Source organism: Achromobacter sp. RTa (assembly GCF_000757485.1).
Classification (GTDB): Bacteria; Pseudomonadota; Gammaproteobacteria; order Burkholderiales; family Burkholderiaceae_B; genus Achromobacter.
In genome coordinates this window covers 947,176-968,899 of sequence record NZ_JPYO01000042.1, presented here as the reverse complement: position 1 = coordinate 968,899, position 21,724 = coordinate 947,176, and the positions used below count along the sequence as shown (strand labels likewise).

Sequence of the window (21,724 nt, the reverse complement as noted above, 5' to 3'; positions counted from 1 at the left end):
ATTTATATGGTGAACCCTCCATGAGTCTTGAGTCCGATGAGCGGGCGCCGGTGGCCGGCGCTTTCAGCATCAAGCCCCTGATGTTCGAGACCTTCGCGTGCACGCTGGCGCTGATGTCTTTCGTGGCGCTGATAGGACCGATAGCGCGGTCGCTCGGGCTGGCGCCCTGGCAAGCGGGCCTGGCGGTGACGGTGGGAGGCATCGCCTGGGTGCTGTTTGCCCGCCGCTGGGGGGCGGCCAGCGACAAGCTGGGGCGCCGGCGCATCATTCTCCAGGGGCTGGGAGGGTTCGTGCTGTCCTACGCCGCCCTGTGCGCATTCCTGATCTTCGCCTTGCGCAATCCGCTGCCGGTCTGGCTGGCCTTCGCAGGCATGGTGGTCCTGCGGGGCCTGGTTGGCGGCTTCTACGCGGCCGTGCCGGCGACCGGGGCGGCGCTGATCGCCGACCACGTGCCGCCCGGGCAGCGCGCAGGCGCCTTGGCGATGCTGGGCGCCGCCAGCGGTCTGGGCATGGTTGCCGGGCCTGGCGTGGCGGGCATGCTCGCTGTCCATGGCCTGGAATTGCCGTTGGTCATCACGACGGTGCTGCCGGTGGCGTCCCTGGCCGTCCTGTGGCGCTGGCTGCCGCGCGCCGAGCGCCATGCCGCGCCGAACGCGGCCTCGCTGAAGATCGGCGACGCGCGCCTGCGCCGTCCCATGGCGGTAGCGTTCACGTCCATGTTCTGCGTCATCGTTGCGCAGGTCGTGGTGGGCTTCTTCGCGCTAGACCGCCTGCACCTGGATGCGGCCGCCGCCGCGCGCGCCGCGGGCATTGCCTTGACGGCGGTCGGGGTGGCGCTGATCCTGGCCCAGTTGCTGGTCCGCCGGCTGGGCTGGGCGCCGGAGCGGCTGATCCGCATCGGCTGCGCGGTTTCCGCCCTTGGCTTCGGCTCGATCCTGTTTGCGGCGACGCAGCCGTTCCTGTGGATAGGTTATTTCGTCGCGGCGGCGGGCATGGGCTGGGTCTTCCCTTCGGTGACGGCTCTGGCCGCCAACGCCGTGAACACGAACGAGCAAGGCGCCGCGGCCGGCACTGTCGCCGCCGCCCAGGGCCTGGGCATCATCGCGGGGCCGCTGGCCGGCACGCTGGTGTACGACGCAGACCCCGGCGCGCCCTATGCGCTGATTGCGGGGCTGCTGGCGCTGGCGGCGGTCTGGCCGGCCCGCGTCAGGACGGCGGCGCCGCTGGGCACCGCTACCAGGCGTTGACGTCCAGGGCCGTGACCCGGGTGAATTGCAGGGGCGTCACCGCCCTGATCTGCTTGATTTGCCCGGGCGCCAGAGGGCCGGAAATGCCGTCGCGCACGCGGCCCACCTCGCGGCCCTGTTCGTCGTAAAGCACGAAGGTCAGCAGCACGCTATTGATCGGGCGGGCGGACTGGTTGGCGAGCAGCCCGGTAATTGCCGACACGTTCTGGTTGACGTCGCGCACGGCCTGGACATTGCCCAGCGTGACGCCATAGACCGGGCCTTGCGCGCTGGCGGCGCAAGACAGGCCGGCGAGCAGGGCGAAAGCGGCTAGGGCGGTTTTCATGGCGGTCTCCCGTGTAGGCAGGCATGTGTATCTCACACCTTTCCGGCCGCCGGCACAACGGGTCAAACGGATGAATGGGTAACGGCTTGCATGCCTTGGCCGCAAATTCGGCGGCGAATGCGGCAGGAGCATGGGAATATCGCGCAATCGCGGGTTTCCGGCCTGCCGCCATGGCTTGCGCGCAGGCGCTTCAGGGCGGCGCAAGCCTTGGCGATTCTTGACTTTCGGGGATCTTGCGCGGGCGTCCGGTTTGTTCGATGATGACCGGGCCGGCGAATTGGCCGGCGGATCGTGCGGCCCGCCATCGCGCCAGATTCCGGGCGCGCGGACGCCCAAGGGAGGAACCATGCTTTCCCGTACCAGCCAGTTGGCTTCTGCCATCCTGTTGTCCGCCTGCTTCGCCGGGGCCGCCTATGCCCAGACCCCCGCCGCCACGCCCGCTCCCGCCAAGACGCCTACGCCGCAACAGCAGCGCATGGCGGACTGCAACAAGTCCGCGGAAGGCAAGAAGGGCGACGAGCGCAAGGCCTACATGAGCAGCTGCCTGAAGGGCGAGACCGCGGCGCCAGCCAAACAGCTGACGCCGCAGCAGCAGAAGATGAAGGATTGCAACGCCCAGGCCGGAGAGCAGAAGCTGACCGGCGACAAGCGCAAGACCTTCATGAGCACCTGCCTGAAGGGCTAGCACTTGGCCGATGTCTGACACCCACGGGATTGCACGTTGTATTCAACGGGCGTTTCAGGGGTGTCAGACACCCATCTACACCGTCGCGACCGGCGTCACCGGCGAACCGATCGCATGCGGCAGGCGCAGCGGAGGCGCCGTCAGCATGAAATGGTGGCGGCCTTTGGCGTGCAGCCAATCGGCCAGGTCCTTCAGGTACCACAGTTCGGCCAGGGGCAGGCCCAGCTTGAACAGGCAATGGTGGTGCAGGGGAAGCATGGCGCGCGGGCCGCTTTTTTCGCGCGCCGGGTAGGCCTCCACCGCGTAATTGTCGGCGCAGATGGCGGCGATGCCGCTATCGGTGATCCATTGCAGCAGCGCGGCGTCGGTGCCGTCCAGCGCCGCGCCGTAGCTGTGCAGCACCTCGGCGTCGGGCTTGCCGTTCATCGAAACGACCGCTTCCGCGTAGCCGGTGCGCAGCACCAGCATGTCGCCGGGCTCGACGCCGATGCCGTCCGTTTCCAGCACGTGCATCAGTTCCGCATGGCCGATCAGCGTGCGGCCGGGGCCGTAGTGGCGGAACAGGTCCACCAGCACGCCACGCCCCTGCATGCCTTTCTGGGCCAGGTTCTCAACGCCCAGCTTGAGCGCCGCGGACGGGCCTCCGCTGTTGCAGCCGCAGCCGGTATGGTCGCCGTCGGCCGGCCCCACGATGTCCACGCCGGCCTGGAAGCCGTTGTAGTAGCGCAGCTCGGCGCGGCCGTCGCCGTCGGCGTCGAACAGCGCGCCTACGTGCGCCAGCGCGTCCCATTGGGTGGAGTACTGCATGGACAGCAGCACCTGGTCGTCGCTCAGTACGTCCACCGCGTCCGGATTGACGTTGCGCAGCGGGAAGTTCAGGTAGGGCGTGTCGGCGAGGCGGGTGGGGCTCAGCTGCGGGGGATGGCGCCGCGGGTTGAGCACGTTGCCGCCGGGCAGGTCCAGCGGCAAGGACAGGCAGAAGGTCTTGCCGGCGCGGATTTCGCGCGCGCCCTTCAGGACCTGCTCTTCGGTGATGAGGTTCAGGCGGCCGAGTTGGTCGTCGGGTCCGAAGTCGCCCCAGTTGGAGCCTTCGGGCCGGTGTTTCCAGCGCTGCATGCGGTCACTCCGTCAGGAAGTCGACGACCGCGCGGGTGAAGGCTTCCGGTTGCTCCCAGTTCGAGATATGGGAGGTATTCAATTCCAGATAGCGGCCGCCGGGGATGGCGTTCGCCAGTTCGCGGCCTTGGGCGGGCGTGGCCGCCAGGTCGTGCGTGCTGCTGATGACCAGCGTGGGCGCCGTGATGGAGGCGACCTGTTCGCGGAAATCGGCGTCGCGCAGCGCGGCGCAATTGCCCGAGTAGCCGGCGTCCGGCGTGCGGCGCAGCATGTCGATCAGAACCTGGGTCAGGCCCGGTTCCGCGGCGCGGTAGCCATCGGTGAGCCAGCGCTCGACGAGGGCGGGCGCCATGTTTTCCAGCTTTTGCTCGGCCACTGCGGCGATGCGCGCGCTCCAGCCCTCGGCCGAGCCGATGCGGGCGGCGGTGTTGCACAGGATCAGTTTGTCCACGAGTTCGGGACGCGCCAGCGCCAGCCACAAGCCGGTCGGGCCGCCCATCGACAAGCCGCAGAAGTGCGCGCGCTGGATGTTCAGGTGCGCGAGCAGTTCCGCGACGTCGTTGCCCAGCTGTTCGAAACTGTATTCGCCTTCGGGGACCGATGATTTGCCGTGGCCGCGGGTGTCGTAGCGCAGCACGCGGAAGTGCTTGCTCAGTTCGGGGATCTGGCGGGCCCACATGTCGGAGCAGGTGCCCAACGAATTGGAGAGCACGAGCGCCGGCGCGTCGGCGGGGCCGTCGATGACGTAATACAGCCGTGCCTGGCTGAGATCGGCGTATGACATTGGGGAATTCCTAGGGGATAAGGCAACGGCCGCCCGGAGGCGGCCGCGCGGGCATTACAGGTGGCAGGCGCCGTCGACGTAGGCCTTGCGCCAGCGCGTGATGGTCACGCGGTCGAACAGATCGGCCTTGGAGAACGGGTCGGCGTCGATGAACTGCTGCGCGGCTTCGCGCGTGTCCAGATCAACGATGTACAGGCCGCCGCCGGCGTCCTTGCCGTCATCCTGCAGCTTGGCTCCGCAGGCCAGCAGCAGGCCCTTGTTGGCATCCAGGAACTCCAGGTGGGCGGCGCGGTGCCGCTGGCGGACTTCCTGGTGATCGGGCTTGTCGAAGGTCTCGATGATGTACGGCATGGACGGGCTCCTGTCAGATGGCGGAGGGATGGCGCGCCAGCGCCGTGACGTTGATATCCATATACGGGAACAGCGGCAGCGAGGACAGCAGCGTGTGCAGCTCGTCATTGCTTTCCACGTCGAAGATGCTGACGTTGGCGTAGCGGCCGGCCACGCGCCAGAGATTCTTCCACTTGCCGTCGCGCTGCAGCTGCTGCGCCAGGGCCTTTTCGTCGGCCTTCAGCTTGTCGGCGCGGTCGGCGGGCATGTCGACGGGAAGATTGACCTGCATTTGAACCATGAACAACATGATGGACTCTCCTTGATGCCGCCCTGGCACGCGCCGGGGCGGCGTATCGGCAAAAACTCAGCGGGAAAACTTCAGCGGCAGGCCGGTCAGGCGCAGCAGCTCGTCGGCAGTGGTGTCGCCGAACATATCGATGACGGTGACCCCGTCGGCGCGGATGTCGAAGACGGCCACGTCCGTGTATACGCGCGAGACGCAGCGCACGCCGGTCAGCGGGTAGGTGCAGGCCTCGACCAGCTTGCTCTGGCCTTCGCGGGTCTGCAGCTCCATCATCACGAACACGTCCTTCGCGCCGATGGCCAGGTCCATCGCACCGCCCACGGCCGGGATGGCGTCGGGCGCGCCCGTGTGCCAGTTGGCCAGGTCGCCGTGCTGCGACACCTGGAAGGCGCCCAGCACGCAGATGTCCAGGTGGCCGCCGCGCATCATGGCGAACGAATCGGCGTGATGGAAGAACGAGCAGCCGGGCAGCTCGGTCACGGGCTGCTTGCCGGCGTTGATCAGGTCATAGTCTTCCTGGCCCTTGGCCGGCGCGGGGCCCATGCCCAGCATGCCGTTCTCGGTGTGGAGGATGACTTCGCGGTCGGCGGGCAGGTGGTTGGCGACGAGCGTGGGCAGGCCGATGCCCAGGTTCACGTAGGCGCCTTCGGGTATGTCCTGCGCGACGCGGGCGGCGATCTGGTCGCGGGTCAGTTTGGTGCTCATTGCTGCTCCTTGGCGGCCGGTTGGGCATCGATCTGCACGACGCGCTTCACGAAGATGCCGGGGGTCACGACGGTTTCGGGGTCCAGTTCGCCCAGTTCGACCACTTCGCGCACCTGGGCCACGGCGACGCGGGCTGCGCTGGCCATGATGGGACCGAAGTTGCGGGCCGTCTTGCGGTAGACCAGGTTGCCCCAGCGGTCGCCGCGTTCGGCCTTGATGAGCGCGTAGTCGGCGTGCAGCGGGTACTCCAGCACGTACTGGCGGCCGTTGATCTCGCGGGTTTCCTTGCCGTCGGCCAGCGGGGTGCCGTAGCCGGTGGGCGAGAAGAACGCGCCGATGCCGGCGCCGGCGGCGCGGATGCGCTCGGCCAGGTTGCCCTGGGGCACCAGTTCCAGCTCGATCTTGCCGCTGCGGTACAGGCCGTCGAAAATCTGCGAGTCCACCTGGCGCGGGAACGAGCAGATGATTTTGCGCACGCGGTTGGCGCCCAGCAGGGCGGCCAGGCCGGTGGTGCCATTGCCTGCGTTGTTGTTGATGATGACCAGGTCCTTCGCGCCCTGCTCCAGCAGGGCGTCGATCAGTTCCATGGGCTGGCCGGCCGTGCCGAAGCCGCCGATCATGACGGTGGCGCCGTCGGGTACGTCCGCCAGGGCGGCCGCCGCGCTTGCAACAAGCTTAGAAATCATGATGTTTGCTCATAGGTGGCGTGTCATAATTTGTTCTTCACTAGAACTTTCGTTCTGCTGAAGAACATCGTTTCATGGGGACCGGATAGCGTCAAGACTGACCGGCGCAGGCCGATACCCATCGTCTGGAGTTGCCGCGACGGCAACGGATGGCTCGCCGTCGGCGAACTTTTTTCTCTTGGTGCATACGGATGGCTGAGCAAGAAACCCAGCAACCCAGCGACAGCTACGTGCAGTCCTTCGCTCGCGGCCTGTCGGTGATCCGGGCCTTCGGCCCCGACCGCTCGCAGATGACCTTGTCTGAGGTCGCCGCGCAGACCGGGTTGACGCGCGCCGGCGCGCGCCGCATCCTGCTGACGCTGGAGCACCTGGGTTACGTGACCGTCGACGGCCGCAAATTCGAGCTGACGCCGCGCATCCTGGAATTGGGCTATGCCTATCTGTCCGGCACGCCGCTGTGGAACCTGGCGCTGCCGTACATGGAAGAAGTGGCCGAGCTGACGCGCGAATCCTGTTCCGTATCGGTGCTGGAGGGCGCGGACATCGTCTACATCCTGCGCCTGTCCACCCACAAGGTGATGACGATCAATCTGGCCGTGGGCAGCCGCCTTCCGGCCTGGGTTACGTCGATGGGCCGCGTGCTGCTGGCGGGCTTGTCCGAGGCCGAACTGGACCGGGTGCTGGCGATGAGCCAGATCAAGGCCTACACGCCGCACACCGTTACCGGCATCGCCGAGCTCAAGCGGGTGCTGGCAGGCGTGCGCACCGACGGCTACGCCTGCGTGGCGCAGGAGCTGGAGCCGGGGCTGCAATCCGTGGCGGTGCCCATCATGGACCGCAGCGGCCGCGTGATCGCCGCGATGAACGTCAGCGGCCACGCCAACCGCTTCTCGCGCGAGGAGATGCTGGCGGCTTTCCTGCCTCCCCTGCGCCGCGCCGCCGACCAGATCAACCACGCCCTGCTGCGCCGCTAGGCGGGGCAGGGGGCGGGCGGAGGCTGATGGCGTGCGCATGGCGTGCTGGGACGGCGTAGGCCGGCCTTAGATGGGGGCGACGCCCAGCGTCGTCCCGCCGCAGACATACAGCATCTGGCCGGTGACGAAGCCGTTGTCCGGGGACAGGAAGAACATTGCGGCGCGGGCCACGTCTTCGGGCGTGCCCAGGCGCTTGACCACGATGCTGTTGATGATGCGTTCGGTCTGCGGGGCGCCGGCGGGATTGCTCTTGGTGAACAGATCGGTGGCGATGGGGCCGGGGCCGATGGCGTTGACGGTGATGCCGTCGCCGCCCAGCTCCATGGCCAGCGTGCGCGTCAGGCCGACGAGGCCGGCCTTGGTGGCGGAATAGACGACGCGGTCCGGCTTGCCCAGCGCGGCGCGCGAGGACATGTTCACGATGCGGCCGAAGCCGGCTTCCCGCATGGCGGGGAGGGCGGCCTGCACCAGGATCAGCGCTGTGCGCAGGTGCAGGTTCACCACGTAGTCCAGGTCCGCCAGCGTGGCCGTGTCCGCCGTGCCCGGACGCGTCGCCCCGGCGTTGTTCACCAGGCCGACGATGTTGTAGGCCGCCGTCACTTCGGCGGCGACTTCCTTGGTGCGCGCCTCATCGGTTAGGTCGGCCTGATACGACACCAGCCCGGCCGGCGGATTCTCGGGCAGCTTGTAGTCGATGTTCACGACCTTGTGCCCGGCCTCCAGCAGCATGCGGACGATCGCCGCCCCAATCCCGGCGCTGCCGCCGGTCACGAGATACGCAGTAGGTTTGCTCATATCAGTTTCCCGTTCCAGTTTCCAAATTCCAGCCTCAGCCTCGGCTAGCACGCCATCATCCCGATACTTCCACATCTTCCCCGGCTGGGACACCGCTAGATCCGGCTTTGCCGGTCTGCAGGTGTCGCCCCCTGGGGGGCGCGCGTAAGCGCGTACGGGGGGCCTAATGCGTCAGGTAGCCCCAGAGGAGGACGGCGGTGATGTGGATTACGCCCACCCACAGCATCATGATGACGGTATAGCCCATCACGTCGCGCAGTTTCAGCTTGGAGAGTGCCAGCGCCGGCAGGATCCAGAAAGGCTGCACCAGGTCGTTCCAGGCATTGCCCAGCATGACGGCCATGGTGGTCTGGTTGAGCGCGCTGCCGATTTCCTTGGCGGCATCGATCATGAACGGGCCCTGGATGACCCAGTGGCCGCCGGCCGAGGGCGCGAAGAAGTTGATGACGAAGGAACTGATCAGGCCCCAGAACGGCAGGGTTTCGGGCGTCGCGACGTCGACGAACACCTGCGAGATCGTGGTGACCAGGCCGGACGCGGCCATGATGGCCATGATGCCGGCGTAGAAGGGGTATTGCAGGATGATGCCCGAGATCGTCTTGATGCCTTCGGTCAGCTTGGCCACATAGGCGGCCGGCGTGCCCAGCAGGATGATGCCCAGGAACAGGATGATGAAGTTGATCAGGTTCAGGTCCAGCGAGCCGCCGTCCATGAAGTGGAAGACCACGTAGGCCACGCCCAGGGCGCCGATCAGCAGGCTCAGGATGCGGCTGTTGTTCAGGCGGGAGGCCAGGGTGCCCTTTTCGAGCAGGTCTTCGGCGGCGTTGGACGAGGCGGCGTCGCGGTCGATGGCCGGGTCCACTTCGATGACCTTCTCGCCCTTCTTCGGATGCAGCCATGCGTTGAGCAGCGGCAGCGTGACGATGATGACCAGGCTGGTGATCAGCATGGGCACCGAGAAGATGGTTTCCGACAGCGGGATGGTGCCCATCTGCTTGGCGGTGGGGTGGTTGGGCGTGGCCACCAGCACGGGGATGCTGGCCGACAGGCCCAGGCCGTACATGGTGAAGCCGCTATAGGCGGCGGCGATGATCAGCGGGTAGTGCACGCCCTTGACCTTCAGCGCCAGCTTCTTGGCGACGATGCCGCCGATGACCAGGCCGAAGCCCCAGTTCAGGTAGCTGCCGATGCCGCCAACCAGCGTCGCCACGATGATGGCGGTGTGCGGCTTGTGCACGTGGCTGACGATGCGGTTGAGCATGCGGTCGGTGAGCGGCGCGGTGGCAAGCACGTAGCCCATCGCCAGGATCACGGCCATCTGGGTGGTGAAGGCCAGGAGGCTCCAGAAGCCATTGCCCCAGGCGCGGGTGATGTCGCCCAGGCCCTTGCCTTCGACGCCCATGGCCAGAAGCACGGTAAGCAAGGTCAGCGCGATCGCGAAGACGAAGGGATCGGGCAGATACTTGCGCATCAGCTCCGTGAAGAATGAAGCCAGTTTATTCATGGTGCCTCCAACAAACTCCGGTAAGGCTAAGTTTTCTCGTGTCTTGCGCCGCCCGGCGCCGGGTGCCGGCGGGGGCGGGTGGGACGATTGGTTTTCTTTGTGTGGTTGGGCTCGTGGCCCGCTGGCGCTGGTGGCGGAAAGCCCCGCGCCTTATGTAGTGAATTCTTGGTGGCTCTGCCGTCAGGAGCCGCCGGCCTTGCTGTTGAGCCAGGCCGCGAGTTCGCCCAGCGAGGCGCTCTTTTCGCGCAGCACGCGCTCGCGGCGTTCGGGGCTCCAGGTGTAGAAGCCCTGGCCGCTCTTGGCGCCGATCTGCCCGCTTTCGACCTTGCTCTTCAGGAGCTCGGACGGTTCGGTGCGGTTTTCCAGGTCTTTGTAGAGATAGCTGGCGATCGCGTAGTGCACGTCGATGCCGTTCATGTCGCGCTGCTCCAGCGGACCGGACAGCGCCAGGCGGATGCCCAGGCTCCACTTGACCACTTCGTCGATGTCCTCGGCGCTGGCCACGCCTTTCTCCAGCAGCGAGATGGCCTCGCGGGCCAGCGCGTGCTGGATGCGGTTGGCGATGAAGCCGGGGATGTCCTGGCGCACCAGCACGGGCCGCTTGCCGGCGAACCGCAGCGTGGCCATCACCCGCGCCACGGTGTCCTCGGAGGTGTCGTCGTTGCGGACGACTTCAACCAGGGGGATGACGTCGGCGGGCGTGAAGAAGTGGGTGCCCACGAAGCGGTCGCGGCGCACCACGGCGCTGGCGATGGCGTTGATGGACAGGCCGGAGGTGTTGGTGGCGAAGAGAGTATGCGTGGGGCAGAGGGAATCGAGCTTGGCGAACAGGCCGCGCTTGAGTTCAAGGTTTTCCGGCACGGCTTCGATGACGAGATCGCTGTTGCAGGCGGCTTCCAGGCCGGGGGATACCTGGATGCGCTGCATGGCTTCCTGGACCCGGCCCGGCGCGTAGACGTTCAGCTGGCGATCTATCGTCTGGAGCGCGCGCTCCAGGGCGCCTTCCATCGGGTCGATGAGGACGATATTCAGTCCCTTCGAGGCAAAGAGCGCGGCAATGCCGCTGCCCATGGCGCCTGCGCCGACGATGGCGAGATTCTTGAGGGGAGTATCCATGATGGTTCGCTTGGGCTGACACGCCGGGCTTGCGGCGGGCACGCGCGGAACCAGGATGCTTTCTGTCTTCTTCCGGGTGTGCCTTCCTGTGCGCCTGGCCAGAAAAATCGTTTTGTTCTATATACGAACATTTGTGCGTATATAGAATTTATGAAGGAGATAGTACTAAAAGTCGCTGGGAGTGGACAAATCGGGGATTATGGGTGTTCGTCTGGTGGACGCGTGTGGGGAGGGCGGGTGTCTGACAGCCGTCGATGAGGCATGTGTCTGACACCCGGGAAAGGTTGGTGCGAGCTTGTGGCGGTTTGCCGTAGGGGTGTCAGACACTGCGTGCAGGCCGGGTGCCTGACGCGGGGCACTCTAGTAAGTGTCTGACACCCGGGAAAGGTTGCCGCGAGCTTGTGGCGGCTTGCCGTAGGGGTGTCAGACACTGCGCGCGGGCCTGGTGCCTGACGCCGGGGGCACTCTAGTAAGTGTCTGACACCCACACATTCCTGCCTTTTACCCTGAATTCCTCAGCCCCGCGGCGATGCCGTTGATCGTCAGGTGGATCGCGCGCTGCACGCGTTTGTCGACTTCTGCCTGCGGATTTCTCTGCGCGGCGCGGTGGCGGCGGATCAGTTCGATCTGCAGGTAGTTCAGCGGGTCGATGTAGGCGAAGCGCTCGCGCAACGAGGCCTGCAGCGTGGGGTTGTCGGCCAGCAGTTCGCGTTGGGTCAGCAGCTTCAGCATGGAGAGCGAGCGCGCATGCTCGGCGCTGATGGCGCCGAAAATGCGTTCGCGCAGGCCCCGTTGCGGCACCAGCTGCGCGTAGCGGGCCGCGATCGCCAGGTCGGACTTGGCCAGCACCATTTCCATGTTCGACAGCAGGGTACGGAAGGCGGGCCAGTCGCGCGCCATTTCGCGCAGCTGGGCCAGGCGGCCACGGCGCGAACGAGGAGCGTCGGGGGCGCCGGTTTCCAGATAGGCCTCGATCGCCGACCCCATGCCGTACCAGCCGGTCAGCATCAGGCGGCATTGCGCCCAGGAAAAGCCCCATGGGATGGCGCGCAGGTCTTCGATGTGCTGCCCCTTCTTGCGCGACGCGGGACGCGACCCGATGTTCAGGCCGGCGATCTCGCTGATGGGCGTGGCGGCGAAGAAATAGTCGGAGAAGCCGGGGGTGTCGTAGACCAGTCCGCGGTAGGTGCGCTGCGCGGCCTCCGACATGAAGGACATGGCCGGGCCGTGATGGGCCATGTGCGCGTCTTCGGCGCTGGTGGCCTCGGCGCGCGGCGCCAGGCTGGACTCCAGCGTGGCCGCGACCAGCAGCTCCAGGTGCCAGCGCCCGACCTCGGCGTCCTTGTACTTGCTCTGGATGACTTCGCCTTGCTCGGTCAGCCGGATCTGGCCGGCGACGGTGCCCGGCGGCTGCGCCAGGATGGCGTCGAAGCTCGAGCCGCCGCCGCGCCCCACCGAGCCGCCGCGCCCATGGAACAGGCGCAACCGCACGTGGCGGGCCGAGAACACGTCGACCAGGGCGCGTTCGGCCTGGTAGAGCGACCAGTTGGACGTCAGGAAACCGCCGTCCTTGTTGCTGTCCGAATAGCCCAGCATGACTTCCTGCGCGCCGTTCTGCGCCAGCTTCACGCGCTGGCGGATTTCCGGCAGGTCGAGCCAGGCCGCCATGATGCTGGCGCCGCGCTGCAAGTCGGGAATGGTTTCGAACAGCGGCACCACCATCAGGCCGTCCTCGGCCGTGATCTCCTGGCCGGCGGGCGCGATCAGGCCGGCCTCTTTCTGCAGCACCATGACTTCCAGCAGGTCGCTCAGCGTTTCGGTATGCGACACGATGGTCTGGCGCACGGCCTGCTTGCCGTAGCGGGCCCGGCCGGCGGCGGCCGCGCGCAGCACGGCCAGTTCGCGCGTGGTGTCTTCGCTGTAGGCGATCCACGGCGAAGCCAGCGGGCGGGCCTGCGCCAGTTCGGCGCGCAGCAGCGCCACGCGCTCGTCCTCGTCCAGCGCCAGGTAGTCCAGCGGCTTGCCGTCCTGCTGCACGCCGGCGCGCGCGAACAGTTCGGCCAGGGCGCGCTCGTGCACGTCGGAACTCTGGCGCAGGTCGACCGTGGCCAGGTGGAAGCCGAAGACTTCCACGGCCTGCTGCAAGCCGGCCAGGCGCAGCTTGGCGATGGGCGAGCCGTGGTGGGCGGCCAGGGATGCGGCGATGGTGGCGAGGTCGGTGGATAGTTCCTGGGGCGTGTCGTAAGCGGGCGCGGCCACGGTGCTGCGCCGCGCCAGGTCCTGGCCAGTGAGGCGCTGCGCGGTGGCGGCCAGCCGGGCGTACACGCCGACCAGCGCGCGCCGGTAGGGTTCGTCGCGCCGGTGCGGCGAGTCGTCGCCGCTGGCCTCGGCCAGGGCGAGCAGTTCGGCGTCCACGGCGATCAGCAAGGTGGTGACGGACAGTTCCGCGCCCAGCGCGTGCACTTCCTGCAGATAGTGCTCGAACAGCACGGTCGCCTGGCGCAGCAGGGCGCGCTCCAGGGTGCTGGCGTCCACGTTCGGGTTGCCGTCGCGGTCGCCGCCGATCCAGCTGCCCATGCGCAGGAAGGGCTCCAGCGGCGGGGGCGGGGGGGCGAAGGGCTTGGCGGATTCGCGGTTCAGCAGCTTGGACAGGTCCCCGTAGAGGCGCGGAATGACCTGCAGGAAGGTGCTGCGGTAGTACGAGAGGGCGTTCTCGATCTCATCGGCCACCGTGAGCCGGGTATAGCGCAGCATGCGGGTCTGCCACAGCGTGGCCACGCGGCCCAGCAGCGAGGCGTCCAGGTCGGCCAGTTCTTCCGGGGTGAGCGGGCCTTCGCGCTGTATCAGCGCGGCGGCGATTTCGCGGTGCACGTCCAGCGTGCTCTTGCGCTGCACTTCGGTGGGGTGGGCGGTGAGCACGGGCATCACGCAGGCATCGGCCAGCAGGCGGCGGATGCGCGCCACGCCCACGCCATGGCGGCCCAGCGCCTGCACGGCTTCGCGCAGGCTGCCGCGCGCCGGAGAGCCGTCGGCGATGGCGCGGGCGCGCTGGCGGCGGTTCTGGTCGCGGTCTTCGGCGATGTTGGCCAGGTGCAGGAAGTAGCTGAAAGCGCGGGCGACGGAGTTCGGGTCGCTGCCCTGCAGGCGCTTGACGCGCTGCTCCAGCAGCTTGCCGTCGGCGTCGTTGCCTTCTCGGCGGAATTTGACGGCGGTGCGGCGCAGGGTCTCGATGGTGTCGAAGACGCGCTTGCCTTCGCATTCCTCGATGACGGTTCCGAGTAATCGGCCTAACAGCCGGATATCGTGACGCAAGGGTTCTGCGGAATCGGACTGCTGGCGGATAGCTTTCATCGGGCGGGGGATCCGTCGGGCTGCTGGAGGGCAAGGGTGAGTAAGGGGCGTTGCAGGTAAACCGTAAATAAAACCTGATCGATTTTACGCAGGCTTCCTTACGGCAAAGCGCCCGGGCTGCGTTAAAGTTCGCTAAGGGCCTGTTTACGCTACAGCAAGCCCCGCTTCCCTCTCATTCCCCAAAGCCCCATCTATGCAAAACCATCAACGTCGCGCGCTCGTGCTGTTTTCGGGCGGCCAGGACTCCACCACTTGCCTGGCCTGGGCGCTGGACCGGTATGCCCATGTGGAAACCGTGGCGTTCGATTATGGGCAGCGCCATCACATCGAGTTGTCCGCGCGCCTGAACGTGCTGCGCGATATCCGCGAGAATTTCCCCGACTGGGCGCCGCGCCTGGGCGAAGATCATCTGCTGGACCTGAAGGTGCTGGGCCAGGTGGGCGACACGGCCATGACGAGCGACCGCGCCATCGAGATGCAGGCCAACGGCCTGCCCAATACGTTCGTGCCCGGACGCAACCTGCTGTTCCTGACACTGGCCGCCGCCCTGGGTTACCGCCGCCAGCTTGACGTGCTGGTGGGCGGCATGTGCGAAACGGATTTTTCCGGCTACCCCGATTGCCGCGACGACACCATCAAGGCGCAGCAGGTGGCGCTGGGGCTGGGGCTGGGATCCCGGGTTACGATCGAGACGCCGCTGATGTGGATCGACAAGTCTGAGACCTGGGCGCTGGCGCACAGGCTGGGCGGCGACGCGCTGGTCGAGACCATCGTCGAGGAAAGCCACACCTGCTACCTGGGCGAACGCGGCGCGCGTCACGATTGGGGCTACGGCTGCGGCGAGTGCCCGGCCTGCAAGCTCCGGAAGATCGGCTGGGAAAAATGGGTGGTCGCTTCCGCCGCCGAGGGCTGAGGCGGCTCGGCCGTAAGCAGTCGACAACCATGGAGACCATATGCTTGATGAGGGCGTTGTCCGAAACGGGGGGCAGACACCGCGCGGCGGAATCACCGCCGGGAACACAGGCCCGGAACCGGCCGGCGCTTTCTCGATTGTGGCTCCGATCGACCTCCAGGTTCGGGTAGCGGCGGCGCAGTTCGTCTATTCCGACTTATTTTCGGCAGCGCGGCGGCGTCCGCTGCACATGCTTGCATGGGTGGTGGTGCTGTTGCTGGTGATGATCGGAGTCTCCTCCTGGCAGAAAAGCGCGCGGCTGGGCGTCGACGGCTTTGCCTCCCGCTTTTTCAACGATCTGTTCGGCCTGGGCGGCCTCGCCATTCTGTTCATCGTCATCCCCGTTCTGGCCTACTACGCGATCCAGCCCGCGCTCGTTCGCGGCCGCCTGAGGCGCTGGTGCCGCGACGAGCAGCTCGACCAAGCCGTCTCCGTGACCTATCGTTTCGAGCCGGACGGCCTGACCGTGGTCCAGCCAGGACGGACGACCGTTCTTGCGTGCTCGCGCATCGTGGGCGTTACGGAAGGCCCCGCGCATCTCTACATCCGGCTCAGGAATATCGAGGACGCCTACGCCCTGCCGCTGCGCGTCCTGTCTGCCGAACAGGTCGCGCATATCAAGAGATGGGCCGCTTCCTGCCATGCCGGCGCCGGCGTACCGGCTTACGGCCCGTCGGAAGAGGGGGCGGCCTCCGACCCGCAAGCGCTGCTGGCATCCCGGTTCACGTTCACCGAAGAAGACCGCGCCATCGCGCTCGGTTGGCAAATGGAACGTCCCGGCATGCGGCGCCGCCGTCGCCGTGGCTTCGCGCTGGCCTTCCTGCTGACCGCGCTCATCGTTCCGCTGTTTTTTTGCTTTCTCTGGCTGCTGGATCCTGAGCGGGTGCCGTTCCGCTATGCATTTCCGCTCTTCATCGAGATGTTCGCGAGCACCTTTTGGCAGTATGCGATCGGTTTCTGGGCGCTGCTCGCCGTGATCATCGTGCTGCAGCCCTGGGCGCAGCGCCGCCACGCATGGACGCTGGCGCGACGGCTGCAGAAGCAGGTGCCGGCCGAAGCTTGCGAGGTACGGCTCTACGAGGACAGGCTCGACATTCGGCAGGAGGGCTGGCGCAGCACCTTCGACATGGCCAGCTTCGACGGCATCGAGCGCCGAGACAGCCATCTGATCGCTTTCCGGCCGGAAAACGAACCCCTGTTCCTGCCCTTGCGCGTGCTCGACGACGACAATCTGTCCATAATCGAACGCGTCATCGGCCGCCGCGCAGGCGAGGACGCCCTCCGGACGGGGCAAAACGCATGAGCAGACGGGGCGCCATTCACCTTGCCGCGCTGTGCGCGGCGCTGGCGGTTTCAGGGCTGACGAAGACCGCGTCGGCCGAGACCGTCGTCATGCCGCCCGGGCTCTCGGTCGTGCTGCCCGAAGGCTGGGCGCTGGACGGATCGCCGGAAGGCGTTGTTTCAAAGAGCGGCCTGCGGCGGGTGCAGTTCGCCTGCGAAAGCGACGCCTGCGAGGAGACGCAAGAGACCTGTACCATCCTGACTCGCGACGAGCAGATGGAAGGCGACGACGATGCCGGCAAGCTGCGCGAAATGTACGCCTCGCCGCTCAAGCGCTATTCCCGCCTGCGCGCCGTGCTGCGCGCGACCAGCCCCGATGCCGAGATCCGCAAGCCGCTGGAGCGCGTGCGCATCGGCGATCGGGACTGGTATCGGGTCGAGACGGACGCTCGGTACAACTACAAGTCGGGCCTGTATGCCGAAACCGTCATCGACGGCCGCTATGTCGGCGTGATCTGCAAATCCTGCGAGACCGGTGAAGAACGCCATGCGAGCGGCCTGCAGATCATGCAGCGCATGCAGCCGAACGCGAAGGCCGCCGCGCGGCATTGAGGCGCGTGCCGCTCAGCAACGCGCGATGAACTTCCATCTCAGCGCGAAGGCCGCCGCGCAGATGGTCGCGGCCAGGCCGACGGAAACAGCCATCGCGCCCCGCGCGCCGTGGCCTTGCACGAAATAGGCGTAGGCCACCGGCGCGGTGGCCGTCAGCAGGAAGCTGGGAATCAGCAGGGCGCCGACCAGCGCGCCGTAACTGCGGAAATCGAAGAGCGCCAACGGCAAGGTGCCGCGGGTGATGGTCATCAGGCCGTTGCAGGCGCCGTACAGCAGGGCGTAGGCAGCGGTGGCATACAGGTTGCCGCCGGACAGCAGCGCCAGCAGGAAGCAGAGCGGCAGCACCATTGCGACGGCCAGCGTGAGGGTCAGCGGATGCAGGCGCGATCCCAGCGCGACATCGGCCAGCCGGGCCGCGAACTGGCCCACTCCCCACAGCGCGGCGACGCTGACGGCCGCCGTCGCGGCCAGCCCGAGGCCGGACAGCAGCGAGATCAGGTGCGCCGCGTTGCCGGCCGCCAGGAAGTTGGTCAGCATGGCGATCACCGCGTACAGCGCGCCCGCCAGGCGGCGTTCGGCGGGGCTGCGGGCCAGGCCCGTGGAGGTCTTGTCCTTGCTGCCGGCGGGGGCGGCGTAGCGCTCGCGCGGCAGCGCCAGGTACAGCGGCAGCGTGCCCAGCGCCAGGGCGCCGTACGCCAGCGCCGCGCCGCGCCAGCCCAACCAGTCCGCCAGCACATGGCCCACCGGCCACATCACGGTGGACGCCAGGCCGCCGAACAGCGTGATCTGGGACATGGGCCGGCGCGCCGTCGGCCCGGCCGCCCGGGCCAAGGACGCGAAAGCCGCGTCGTACAGGCACAGGCGCATGCCGATTCCCAGCAGGATCCATGCCGCGTAGTAGAGCGGCAGGCTGTGCGCGGCCGCCAGTACCGCGCAGCCCAGCGCGGCCACCACGGCGCCTGCGGGCATGACGCGGTGCCCGCCCCAGCGGTCCACGGCCTTGCCGGCCAGCGGCGACACCATGGCCATCACTATGATGGCCGCCGAGAAGCCGCCGTAGATGGCGGCGGCGTTCCAGCCCAGGTCGGCCGCCATGGCCGGGCCCAGGGCGCCGATCAGATAGAAGGTAACGCCCCAGCCGACCAGTTGGGTCAGGCCCAGGCAGACAATGGCGCGGGGCGCGATCACGGCCGCTGCGGCGGCGTCGCGTCGCCCTCGCCCAATGCTCGCTGCATCAGCACCGTGTCGCGCCATTCTCCATGCTTGTGTCCCACGGAGCGCAGCGTGCCGACGGGATGGAAGCCTTGGCGGGCGTGCACCGCCAGCGACGCCGCATTGCGGCTGTCGCCCACCACCGCCAGCATCTGCCGCCAGCCGGCGGCGGTGCAGCGGGCGATCAGTTCCGCCAGCAGCCTGCCGCCGATGCCCAAGCCGGAGCGGCCGGCTTTCACGTACACCGAATCCTCCACCGTATGCCGGTAGGCCGGGCGCGGGCGGTAGGGCGTGACGTAGGCGTAGCCCACGATCTCGCCGGCGATCTCGGCCACCAGGTAGGGCATGTCCTTTTCCAGCACGGCGGCCCGGCGCTGGCGCATCTCTTCGATGGACGGGGGCTCCAGTTCGAAGGAGGCCGTGCCGTGCTGCACGTGGTGGGCGTAGATGGCCTTGATGGCGGGAAGGTCGGCTGGCGCGCTGTCGCGGATGAGCACGGTGGTGGCGTTGGATGGCATGGAAGGAACGAGGGAGGGAGCGAGCCGCCAGTGTCGCGCAAGCCAATCTATTAATAAAGCTTTGGTTTATTATGATTTTTATAAGTAAAACTTTGGATTATGGCGATGCGTGGCCTCAATCTGGACCAATTGCGCACCTTCGCGCAGGTGATCGAGCTGGGCAGTTTCTCCGCGGCGGCTGAACGCGGCGGGGTAACCCAGCCCGCCGTCAGCCTGCAGATCCGCCAGCTCGAAAGGCGCTTCGGCCTGAAGCTGGTGGAGCGCGTCGGCCGCCGCGCCGGCCCCACCGCGGCCGGAATGGAGCTGCTGGCGCACGTCCGCATCATCGACGCCGCGCTGGCGCAGGCCGAGCTCGCCATGACGGCGCACGCCTCCCAGGTGGCCGGACGCATCAGGCTGGGAACGGGCGCCACCGCCTGCACCTACCTGCTGCCGCCGCTGCTGGCCGACCTGCGGCGCCGCTTTCCGGCGCTGGATATCGTCGCCAGCACGGGCAATACCGCGGACATGCTGCGCGGGCTGGAGAACAACACGCTGGACATCGGGCTGGTTACGCTGCCGGCGCCGGGCCGAATGTTCCAGGTGACTCCGGTGCTGGAAGACGAGTTCGTGGCGATCTTTCCCGCCGGTGACCCGTCGCTTATCCCGGCTGCCGCCACGCCGCAGGCGCTGGCGCGGCTGCCGCTGGTGCTGTTCGAACCCGGCGCGCGCACCCGGCGGCTGGTGGATGACTGGTTCGAGGCGGCGGGCGTCGCCGCCAAGCCGGTCATGGAGCTGGGCAGCACCGAAGCCATGAAGGAAATCGTCGGGGCCGGCCTGGGCTGCGCGGTGCTGCCCAGGCTGTCGGTATCGGGCGCCGGCCAGCGCCCGGCGCTTGAGGTCCGGGCGCTGGCTCCGCGCCTGTCGCGCAGTCTGGCTATCGTGCTGCGCAGGGATAAGCCGCTAAGCCGGGGCCTGAGGCATCTGCAGGATTCGCTGCTGGCGTTGCGTGGGTGAACGCATAGGGGTGGAAGACGTCCACCGGCAGTTGGTTGCAGGCCTCGATGCAGGCGCGCACGTCCGCCATGTTCGAGAAATCCAGGCCGCTGCGGATGCCGTGCAGGTCCAGGTTCATGGCCAGCGTCACCAAGTCCACGTTGCCGGTGCGCTCGCCGTTGCCGAACAGGCAGCCTTCCACTCGGTCGGCGCCGGCCAGCACCGCCAGCTCCGCCGAGGCCACGGCCGTGCCGCGGTCGTTGTGCGGATGCACGCTCAGGATGATGCTGTCGCGGCGCGCCAGGTGGCGGTGCATCCATTCGATCTGGTCGGCGTAGACGTTGGCCGAGGTGCATTCCACGGTGGACGGCAGGTTGACGATCATCTTGCTTTCGGGAGTCGGGCCCCAGGCGGCGCTGACCGCATCGCACATCTCCAGCGCGAATTCCAGTTCGGCCAGGCTGAAGGTCTCGGGTGAGTATTCGTAGATCCACTGTGTCTCGGGGTGCGCGTCCGCCAGCGCCCGGATCTGCCGCGTGCCGGCCAGCGCGATCTCCTTGATCTCGGCCTTGCTCATGCCGAACACGATGCGGCGCCATTGCGGTGCGATGGGCGCATACAGGTGCACGATGGCGCGGGGCACGCCGCGCAGCGATTCGAAGGTGCGTTCGATGAGGTCCGGGCGCGACTGGGTCAGCACCTCGATGGTCACATCTTCGGGGATGCGCCGTTCCTCGATCAGTTTGCGGACGAAGTTGAAATCGGTGTCCGAGGCCGAGGGGAAGGCCACCTCGATTTCCTTCAGGCCCACGGCCACCAGCTGTTCGAAGCAGCGCAGCTTGCGAGCCGCGTCCATGGGCTCGATCAGGGCCTGGTTGCCGTCGCGCATGTCGGTGCTCATCCAGATCGGCGGCGCCGTCAGCCGGCGCGACGGCCAGGTGCGTTCGACATAGTCGCGGGTGAAGGGAAGGGTGGGGCGGTATTTGTGCTGGGGCTGGTCGAGCATGGAAACCTCCGGCCGCGGAGCGCGGCGCGTATCGGCCGCCCGCGTCCAGGGCGGAACGGCCAAGTCAGGGGAGGTGGCGTCAGGACCCGTAAGGGGCCCAGGGCTGCCGGGCGGCCACGGAGCGCAAGGCCCGGCAACCGCGCGCTAGTCGCAGCGCCCGCGCGTACCCGGCCGGCGCCAGGGCGGCGAGGAGGGCGGCGGGGGCGGGCTGACGGGGCATGGTCGTGTCGGGCGTGGGGAATGCGGGAGGGAATGCCAGGATGATAGGTACACTGGAAAAGACCGTCTAACGCCATTTAGGCAATAATCGTCGCAAAATGGACAAATCAGCTCCCGCCGCACCCGCCTCCAGCGCCCGCAAGCCCGTGGGCCTGGACCTTTTTCCCTACGAATCCTCGAAACGCCCCGTGGCCGGGCTGGCCGTGGACTATGAAGACGGCCATCGCATCCGCCGCCACCGGCACCGGCGCGCCCAGCTGGTCTACGCGATTTCGGGCGTGATGGTGGTGGATACGCCCGCCGGGATCTGGGTGGTGCCGCCCACGCGCGGCGTCTGGGTGCCGGCCTGGATGCCGCACGGGATCCGCATGAGCGGCGAGCCGCGCATGCGCACCGTGTTCGTCGAGCCGGGGGCGGCCGCGCACCTGCCCGCGGAGTGCTGCGTGCTGTCGATCTCGCCGCTGCTGCGGGAATTGATGGTTGCGGCCGCCGAGGTGCCGCTGGACTGGGCGCCGGACACGCGCAACGGCCGCCTGATGATGCTGCTGCTGGACGAGTTGCGCCAGGAACCCGTGTTGCCCCTGCACCTGCCGCAGCCTGCCGAGCCGCGCCTGGCGCGCATCTGCCGCGCCATCGTGCGCCACCCGGAACGCCAGGACGGCGCGGCGGACTGGGCGCGCGAGCTGGGCGTGGATCCGAAGACCGTGCACCGCCTGTTCCTGCGTCATACGGGCATGACGTTCGGGCGTTGGCGCCAGCAGGCGCGCCTGCTGGCGGCCATGGAGCGCCTGGCGCGCGGCGAGCGCGTGCTGGAAGTGGCGCTGGACCTGGGCTATGAAAGCCCCAGTGCGTTCGCGGCCATGTTCCGCAAGGCCGTGGGCGAGCCGCCCAGCGCATTTGCCGCGCGCGGCATGGCGTCCGCCTGACGGTCGTGCAGGGGCTCCGAGGCCGCTGGAAAGCGGCAGGGCGCGGAACCAGCGTATTATTTACCGTTTTGCCGCCCAGCTAACAGAACCAGCCTGAG

General features: G+C 67.6%; 22 protein-coding genes. 8 read left to right on the top strand and 14 right to left on the bottom strand.

All coding sequences use genetic code 11. From position 1 onward, the window contains the following. The first annotated feature begins 20 nt into the window (after positions 1-20). Positions 21-1,247 carry an MFS transporter gene (locus JL37_RS21910; RefSeq protein WP_052097507.1) on the top strand — a complete coding sequence of 409 codons (1,227 nt, stop codon included), beginning with the start codon at positions 21-23 and terminating at the stop codon, positions 1,245-1,247. Here the strand turns inward: JL37_RS21910 and JL37_RS21905 are convergent. Continuing rightward, positions 1,234-1,572: an FxLYD domain-containing protein gene (locus JL37_RS21905; RefSeq protein ID WP_043546706.1), complete on the bottom strand. Its 339-nt coding sequence runs from the start codon at positions 1,570-1,572 to the stop codon at positions 1,234-1,236. The two genes, JL37_RS21910 and JL37_RS21905, sit on opposite strands and share 14 nt — an antisense overlap. Positions 1,573-1,918: 346 nt before the next feature. On the opposite strand from JL37_RS21905, the gene JL37_RS21900 reads away from it, so the two are divergent. Continuing rightward, entirely contained in the window at positions 1,919-2,257 is a 339-nt protein-coding gene (locus tag JL37_RS21900; RefSeq protein ID WP_043547174.1) for a PsiF family protein, read from the top strand. A gap of 75 nt (positions 2,258-2,332) precedes the next feature. On the opposite strand, the gene JL37_RS21895 is transcribed toward JL37_RS21900, so the two are convergent. Genes JL37_RS21895 through JL37_RS21870 form a run of 6 tightly spaced genes read right to left on the bottom strand, consistent with a single transcriptional unit; the run spans position 2,333 to position 6,185 of the window. After that, positions 2,333-3,373, bottom strand: coding sequence for a cyclase family protein (locus JL37_RS21895; protein ID WP_043546705.1), 1,041 nt, complete (start codon positions 3,371-3,373; stop codon positions 2,333-2,335). 4 nt (positions 3,374-3,377) lie between these two features. Continuing rightward, complete coding sequence (gene pcaD / locus JL37_RS21890) at positions 3,378-4,157, bottom strand: 3-oxoadipate enol-lactonase (RefSeq protein ID WP_043546704.1); 780 nt, start codon at positions 4,155-4,157, stop codon at positions 3,378-3,380. A gap of 54 nt (positions 4,158-4,211) precedes the next feature. Then, entirely contained in the window at positions 4,212-4,508 is a 297-nt protein-coding gene (locus tag JL37_RS21885) for a YciI family protein (protein WP_043546702.1), read from the bottom strand. 13 nt (positions 4,509-4,521) lie between these two features. Continuing rightward, on the bottom strand, positions 4,522-4,797 hold the full coding sequence (gene catC / locus JL37_RS21880) for a muconolactone Delta-isomerase (protein ID WP_043546701.1): 276 nt from the start codon (positions 4,795-4,797) through the stop codon (positions 4,522-4,524). A gap of 57 nt (positions 4,798-4,854) precedes the next feature. Then, complete coding sequence (locus JL37_RS21875; protein ID WP_043546700.1) at positions 4,855-5,499, bottom strand: 3-oxoacid CoA-transferase subunit B; 645 nt, start codon at positions 5,497-5,499, stop codon at positions 4,855-4,857. Beyond that, positions 5,496-6,185, bottom strand: a complete 690-nt coding sequence (locus JL37_RS21870) for a 3-oxoacid CoA-transferase subunit A (protein ID WP_043546699.1) — start codon at positions 6,183-6,185, stop codon at positions 5,496-5,498. Before JL37_RS21870 ends, JL37_RS21875 begins: the two co-directional genes overlap by 4 nt. A 191-nt stretch (positions 6,186-6,376) precedes the next feature. On the opposite strand from JL37_RS21870, the gene JL37_RS21865 reads away from it, so the two are divergent. Next, the gene (locus tag JL37_RS21865) at positions 6,377-7,159 is read left to right on the top strand and encodes an IclR family transcriptional regulator (protein WP_043546698.1); all 783 of its coding nucleotides are present in this window, start codon (positions 6,377-6,379) and stop codon (positions 7,157-7,159) included. A 66-nt stretch (positions 7,160-7,225) separates the two neighbouring features. Here JL37_RS21865 and JL37_RS21860 read toward each other — a convergent pair whose 3' ends face one another. The 4 genes from JL37_RS21860 to ppc form a co-directional block, all read right to left on the bottom strand. Further along, positions 7,226-7,954: an SDR family NAD(P)-dependent oxidoreductase gene (locus tag JL37_RS21860; RefSeq protein ID WP_043546697.1), complete on the bottom strand. Its 729-nt coding sequence runs from the start codon at positions 7,952-7,954 to the stop codon at positions 7,226-7,228. Positions 7,955-8,117: 163 nt separating this feature from the next. After that, on the bottom strand, positions 8,118-9,458 hold the full coding sequence (locus JL37_RS21855; RefSeq protein WP_043546695.1) for a short-chain fatty acid transporter: 1,341 nt from the start codon (positions 9,456-9,458) through the stop codon (positions 8,118-8,120). Between the two features lie 180 nt (positions 9,459-9,638). After that, positions 9,639-10,574, bottom strand: a complete 936-nt coding sequence (locus tag JL37_RS21850) for a 3-hydroxyacyl-CoA dehydrogenase family protein (RefSeq protein WP_043546694.1) — start codon at positions 10,572-10,574, stop codon at positions 9,639-9,641. Positions 10,575-11,075: 501 nt separating this feature from the next. Then, entirely contained in the window at positions 11,076-13,925 is a 2,850-nt protein-coding gene (ppc, locus tag JL37_RS21845) for a phosphoenolpyruvate carboxylase (RefSeq protein WP_043546693.1), read from the bottom strand. A gap of 193 nt (positions 13,926-14,118) precedes the next feature. Here ppc and queC point away from each other — a divergent pair, with 193 nt between their 5' ends. Genes queC through JL37_RS21830 form a run of 3 tightly spaced genes read left to right on the top strand, consistent with a single transcriptional unit; the run spans position 14,119 to position 16,770 of the window. Next, positions 14,119-14,838, top strand: a complete 720-nt coding sequence (gene queC / locus JL37_RS21840; RefSeq protein ID WP_043546691.1) for a 7-cyano-7-deazaguanine synthase QueC — start codon at positions 14,119-14,121, stop codon at positions 14,836-14,838. A gap of 40 nt (positions 14,839-14,878) precedes the next feature. Further along, on the top strand, positions 14,879-16,180 hold the full coding sequence (locus JL37_RS21835) for a YcxB family protein (RefSeq protein WP_156124355.1): 1,302 nt from the start codon (positions 14,879-14,881) through the stop codon (positions 16,178-16,180). Next, positions 16,177-16,770 carry a hypothetical protein gene (locus JL37_RS21830; protein ID WP_043546689.1) on the top strand — a complete coding sequence of 198 codons (594 nt, stop codon included), beginning with the start codon at positions 16,177-16,179 and terminating at the stop codon, positions 16,768-16,770. Before JL37_RS21835 ends, JL37_RS21830 begins: the two co-directional genes overlap by 4 nt. 12 nt (positions 16,771-16,782) lie before the next feature. On the opposite strand, the gene JL37_RS21825 is transcribed toward JL37_RS21830, so the two are convergent. Together JL37_RS21825 and JL37_RS21820 are read right to left on the bottom strand one after the other, a co-directional pair. Then, entirely contained in the window at positions 16,783-17,958 is a 1,176-nt protein-coding gene (locus JL37_RS21825) for an MFS transporter (protein ID WP_043546688.1), read from the bottom strand. Beyond that, positions 17,955-18,500: a GNAT family N-acetyltransferase gene (locus tag JL37_RS21820; protein ID WP_043546687.1), complete on the bottom strand. Its 546-nt coding sequence runs from the start codon at positions 18,498-18,500 to the stop codon at positions 17,955-17,957. The genes JL37_RS21825 and JL37_RS21820 overlap by 4 nt, the downstream gene beginning before the upstream one ends. Positions 18,501-18,605: 105 nt before the next feature. On the opposite strand from JL37_RS21820, the gene JL37_RS21815 reads away from it, so the two are divergent. Further along, complete coding sequence (locus JL37_RS21815; RefSeq protein ID WP_197064643.1) at positions 18,606-19,496, top strand: LysR family transcriptional regulator; 891 nt, start codon at positions 18,606-18,608, stop codon at positions 19,494-19,496. Here the strand turns inward: JL37_RS21815 and JL37_RS21810 are convergent. Next, on the bottom strand, positions 19,417-20,481 hold the full coding sequence (locus tag JL37_RS21810) for a 2-isopropylmalate synthase (protein WP_043546685.1): 1,065 nt from the start codon (positions 20,479-20,481) through the stop codon (positions 19,417-19,419). The two genes, JL37_RS21815 and JL37_RS21810, sit on opposite strands and share 80 nt — an antisense overlap. Positions 20,482-20,798: 317 nt before the next feature. Here JL37_RS21810 and JL37_RS21805 point away from each other — a divergent pair, with 317 nt between their 5' ends. Then, positions 20,799-21,626 (top strand): helix-turn-helix domain-containing protein, encoded by an 828-nt coding sequence (locus tag JL37_RS21805; RefSeq protein WP_052097504.1) that lies wholly within the window; start codon positions 20,799-20,801, stop codon positions 21,624-21,626. Positions 21,627-21,724 lie beyond the last annotated feature (98 nt).

Coding starts and splice junctions, on each gene's coding strand:
- JL37_RS21875 (WP_043546700.1), bottom strand. CDS start 5,499: ATGAGCACCAAACTGACCCGCGACCAGATCGCCGCCCGCGTCGCGCAG.
- ppc (WP_043546693.1), bottom strand. CDS start 13,925: ATGAAAGCTATCCGCCAGCAGTCCGATTCCGCAGAACCCTTGCGTCAC.
- pcaD (WP_043546704.1), bottom strand. CDS start 4,157: ATGTCATACGCCGATCTCAGCCAGGCACGGCTGTATTACGTCATCGAC.
- JL37_RS21855 (WP_043546695.1), bottom strand. CDS start 9,458: ATGAATAAACTGGCTTCATTCTTCACGGAGCTGATGCGCAAGTATCTG.
- JL37_RS21895 (WP_043546705.1), bottom strand. CDS start 3,373: ATGCAGCGCTGGAAACACCGGCCCGAAGGCTCCAACTGGGGCGACTTC.
- catC (WP_043546701.1), bottom strand. CDS start 4,797: ATGTTGTTCATGGTTCAAATGCAGGTCAATCTTCCCGTCGACATGCCC.
- JL37_RS21910 (WP_052097507.1), top strand. CDS start 21: ATGAGTCTTGAGTCCGATGAGCGGGCGCCGGTGGCCGGCGCTTTCAGC.
- JL37_RS21835 (WP_156124355.1), top strand. CDS start 14,879: ATGCTTGATGAGGGCGTTGTCCGAAACGGGGGGCAGACACCGCGCGGC.
- JL37_RS21820 (WP_043546687.1), bottom strand. CDS start 18,500: ATGCCATCCAACGCCACCACCGTGCTCATCCGCGACAGCGCGCCAGCC.
- JL37_RS21810 (WP_043546685.1), bottom strand. CDS start 20,481: ATGCTCGACCAGCCCCAGCACAAATACCGCCCCACCCTTCCCTTCACC.
- JL37_RS21860 (WP_043546697.1), bottom strand. CDS start 7,954: ATGAGCAAACCTACTGCGTATCTCGTGACCGGCGGCAGCGCCGGGATT.
- JL37_RS21885 (WP_043546702.1), bottom strand. CDS start 4,508: ATGCCGTACATCATCGAGACCTTCGACAAGCCCGATCACCAGGAAGTC.
- JL37_RS21805 (WP_052097504.1), top strand. CDS start 20,799: ATGGACAAATCAGCTCCCGCCGCACCCGCCTCCAGCGCCCGCAAGCCC.
- JL37_RS21850 (WP_043546694.1), bottom strand. CDS start 10,574: ATGGATACTCCCCTCAAGAATCTCGCCATCGTCGGCGCAGGCGCCATG.
- JL37_RS21865 (WP_043546698.1), top strand. CDS start 6,377: ATGGCTGAGCAAGAAACCCAGCAACCCAGCGACAGCTACGTGCAGTCC.
- JL37_RS21870 (WP_043546699.1), bottom strand. CDS start 6,185: ATGATTTCTAAGCTTGTTGCAAGCGCGGCGGCCGCCCTGGCGGACGTA.
- JL37_RS21815 (WP_197064643.1), top strand. CDS start 18,606: ATGCGTGGCCTCAATCTGGACCAATTGCGCACCTTCGCGCAGGTGATC.
- JL37_RS21830 (WP_043546689.1), top strand. CDS start 16,177: ATGAGCAGACGGGGCGCCATTCACCTTGCCGCGCTGTGCGCGGCGCTG.
- JL37_RS21905 (WP_043546706.1), bottom strand. CDS start 1,572: ATGAAAACCGCCCTAGCCGCTTTCGCCCTGCTCGCCGGCCTGTCTTGC.
- JL37_RS21900 (WP_043547174.1), top strand. CDS start 1,919: ATGCTTTCCCGTACCAGCCAGTTGGCTTCTGCCATCCTGTTGTCCGCC.
- queC (WP_043546691.1), top strand. CDS start 14,119: ATGCAAAACCATCAACGTCGCGCGCTCGTGCTGTTTTCGGGCGGCCAG.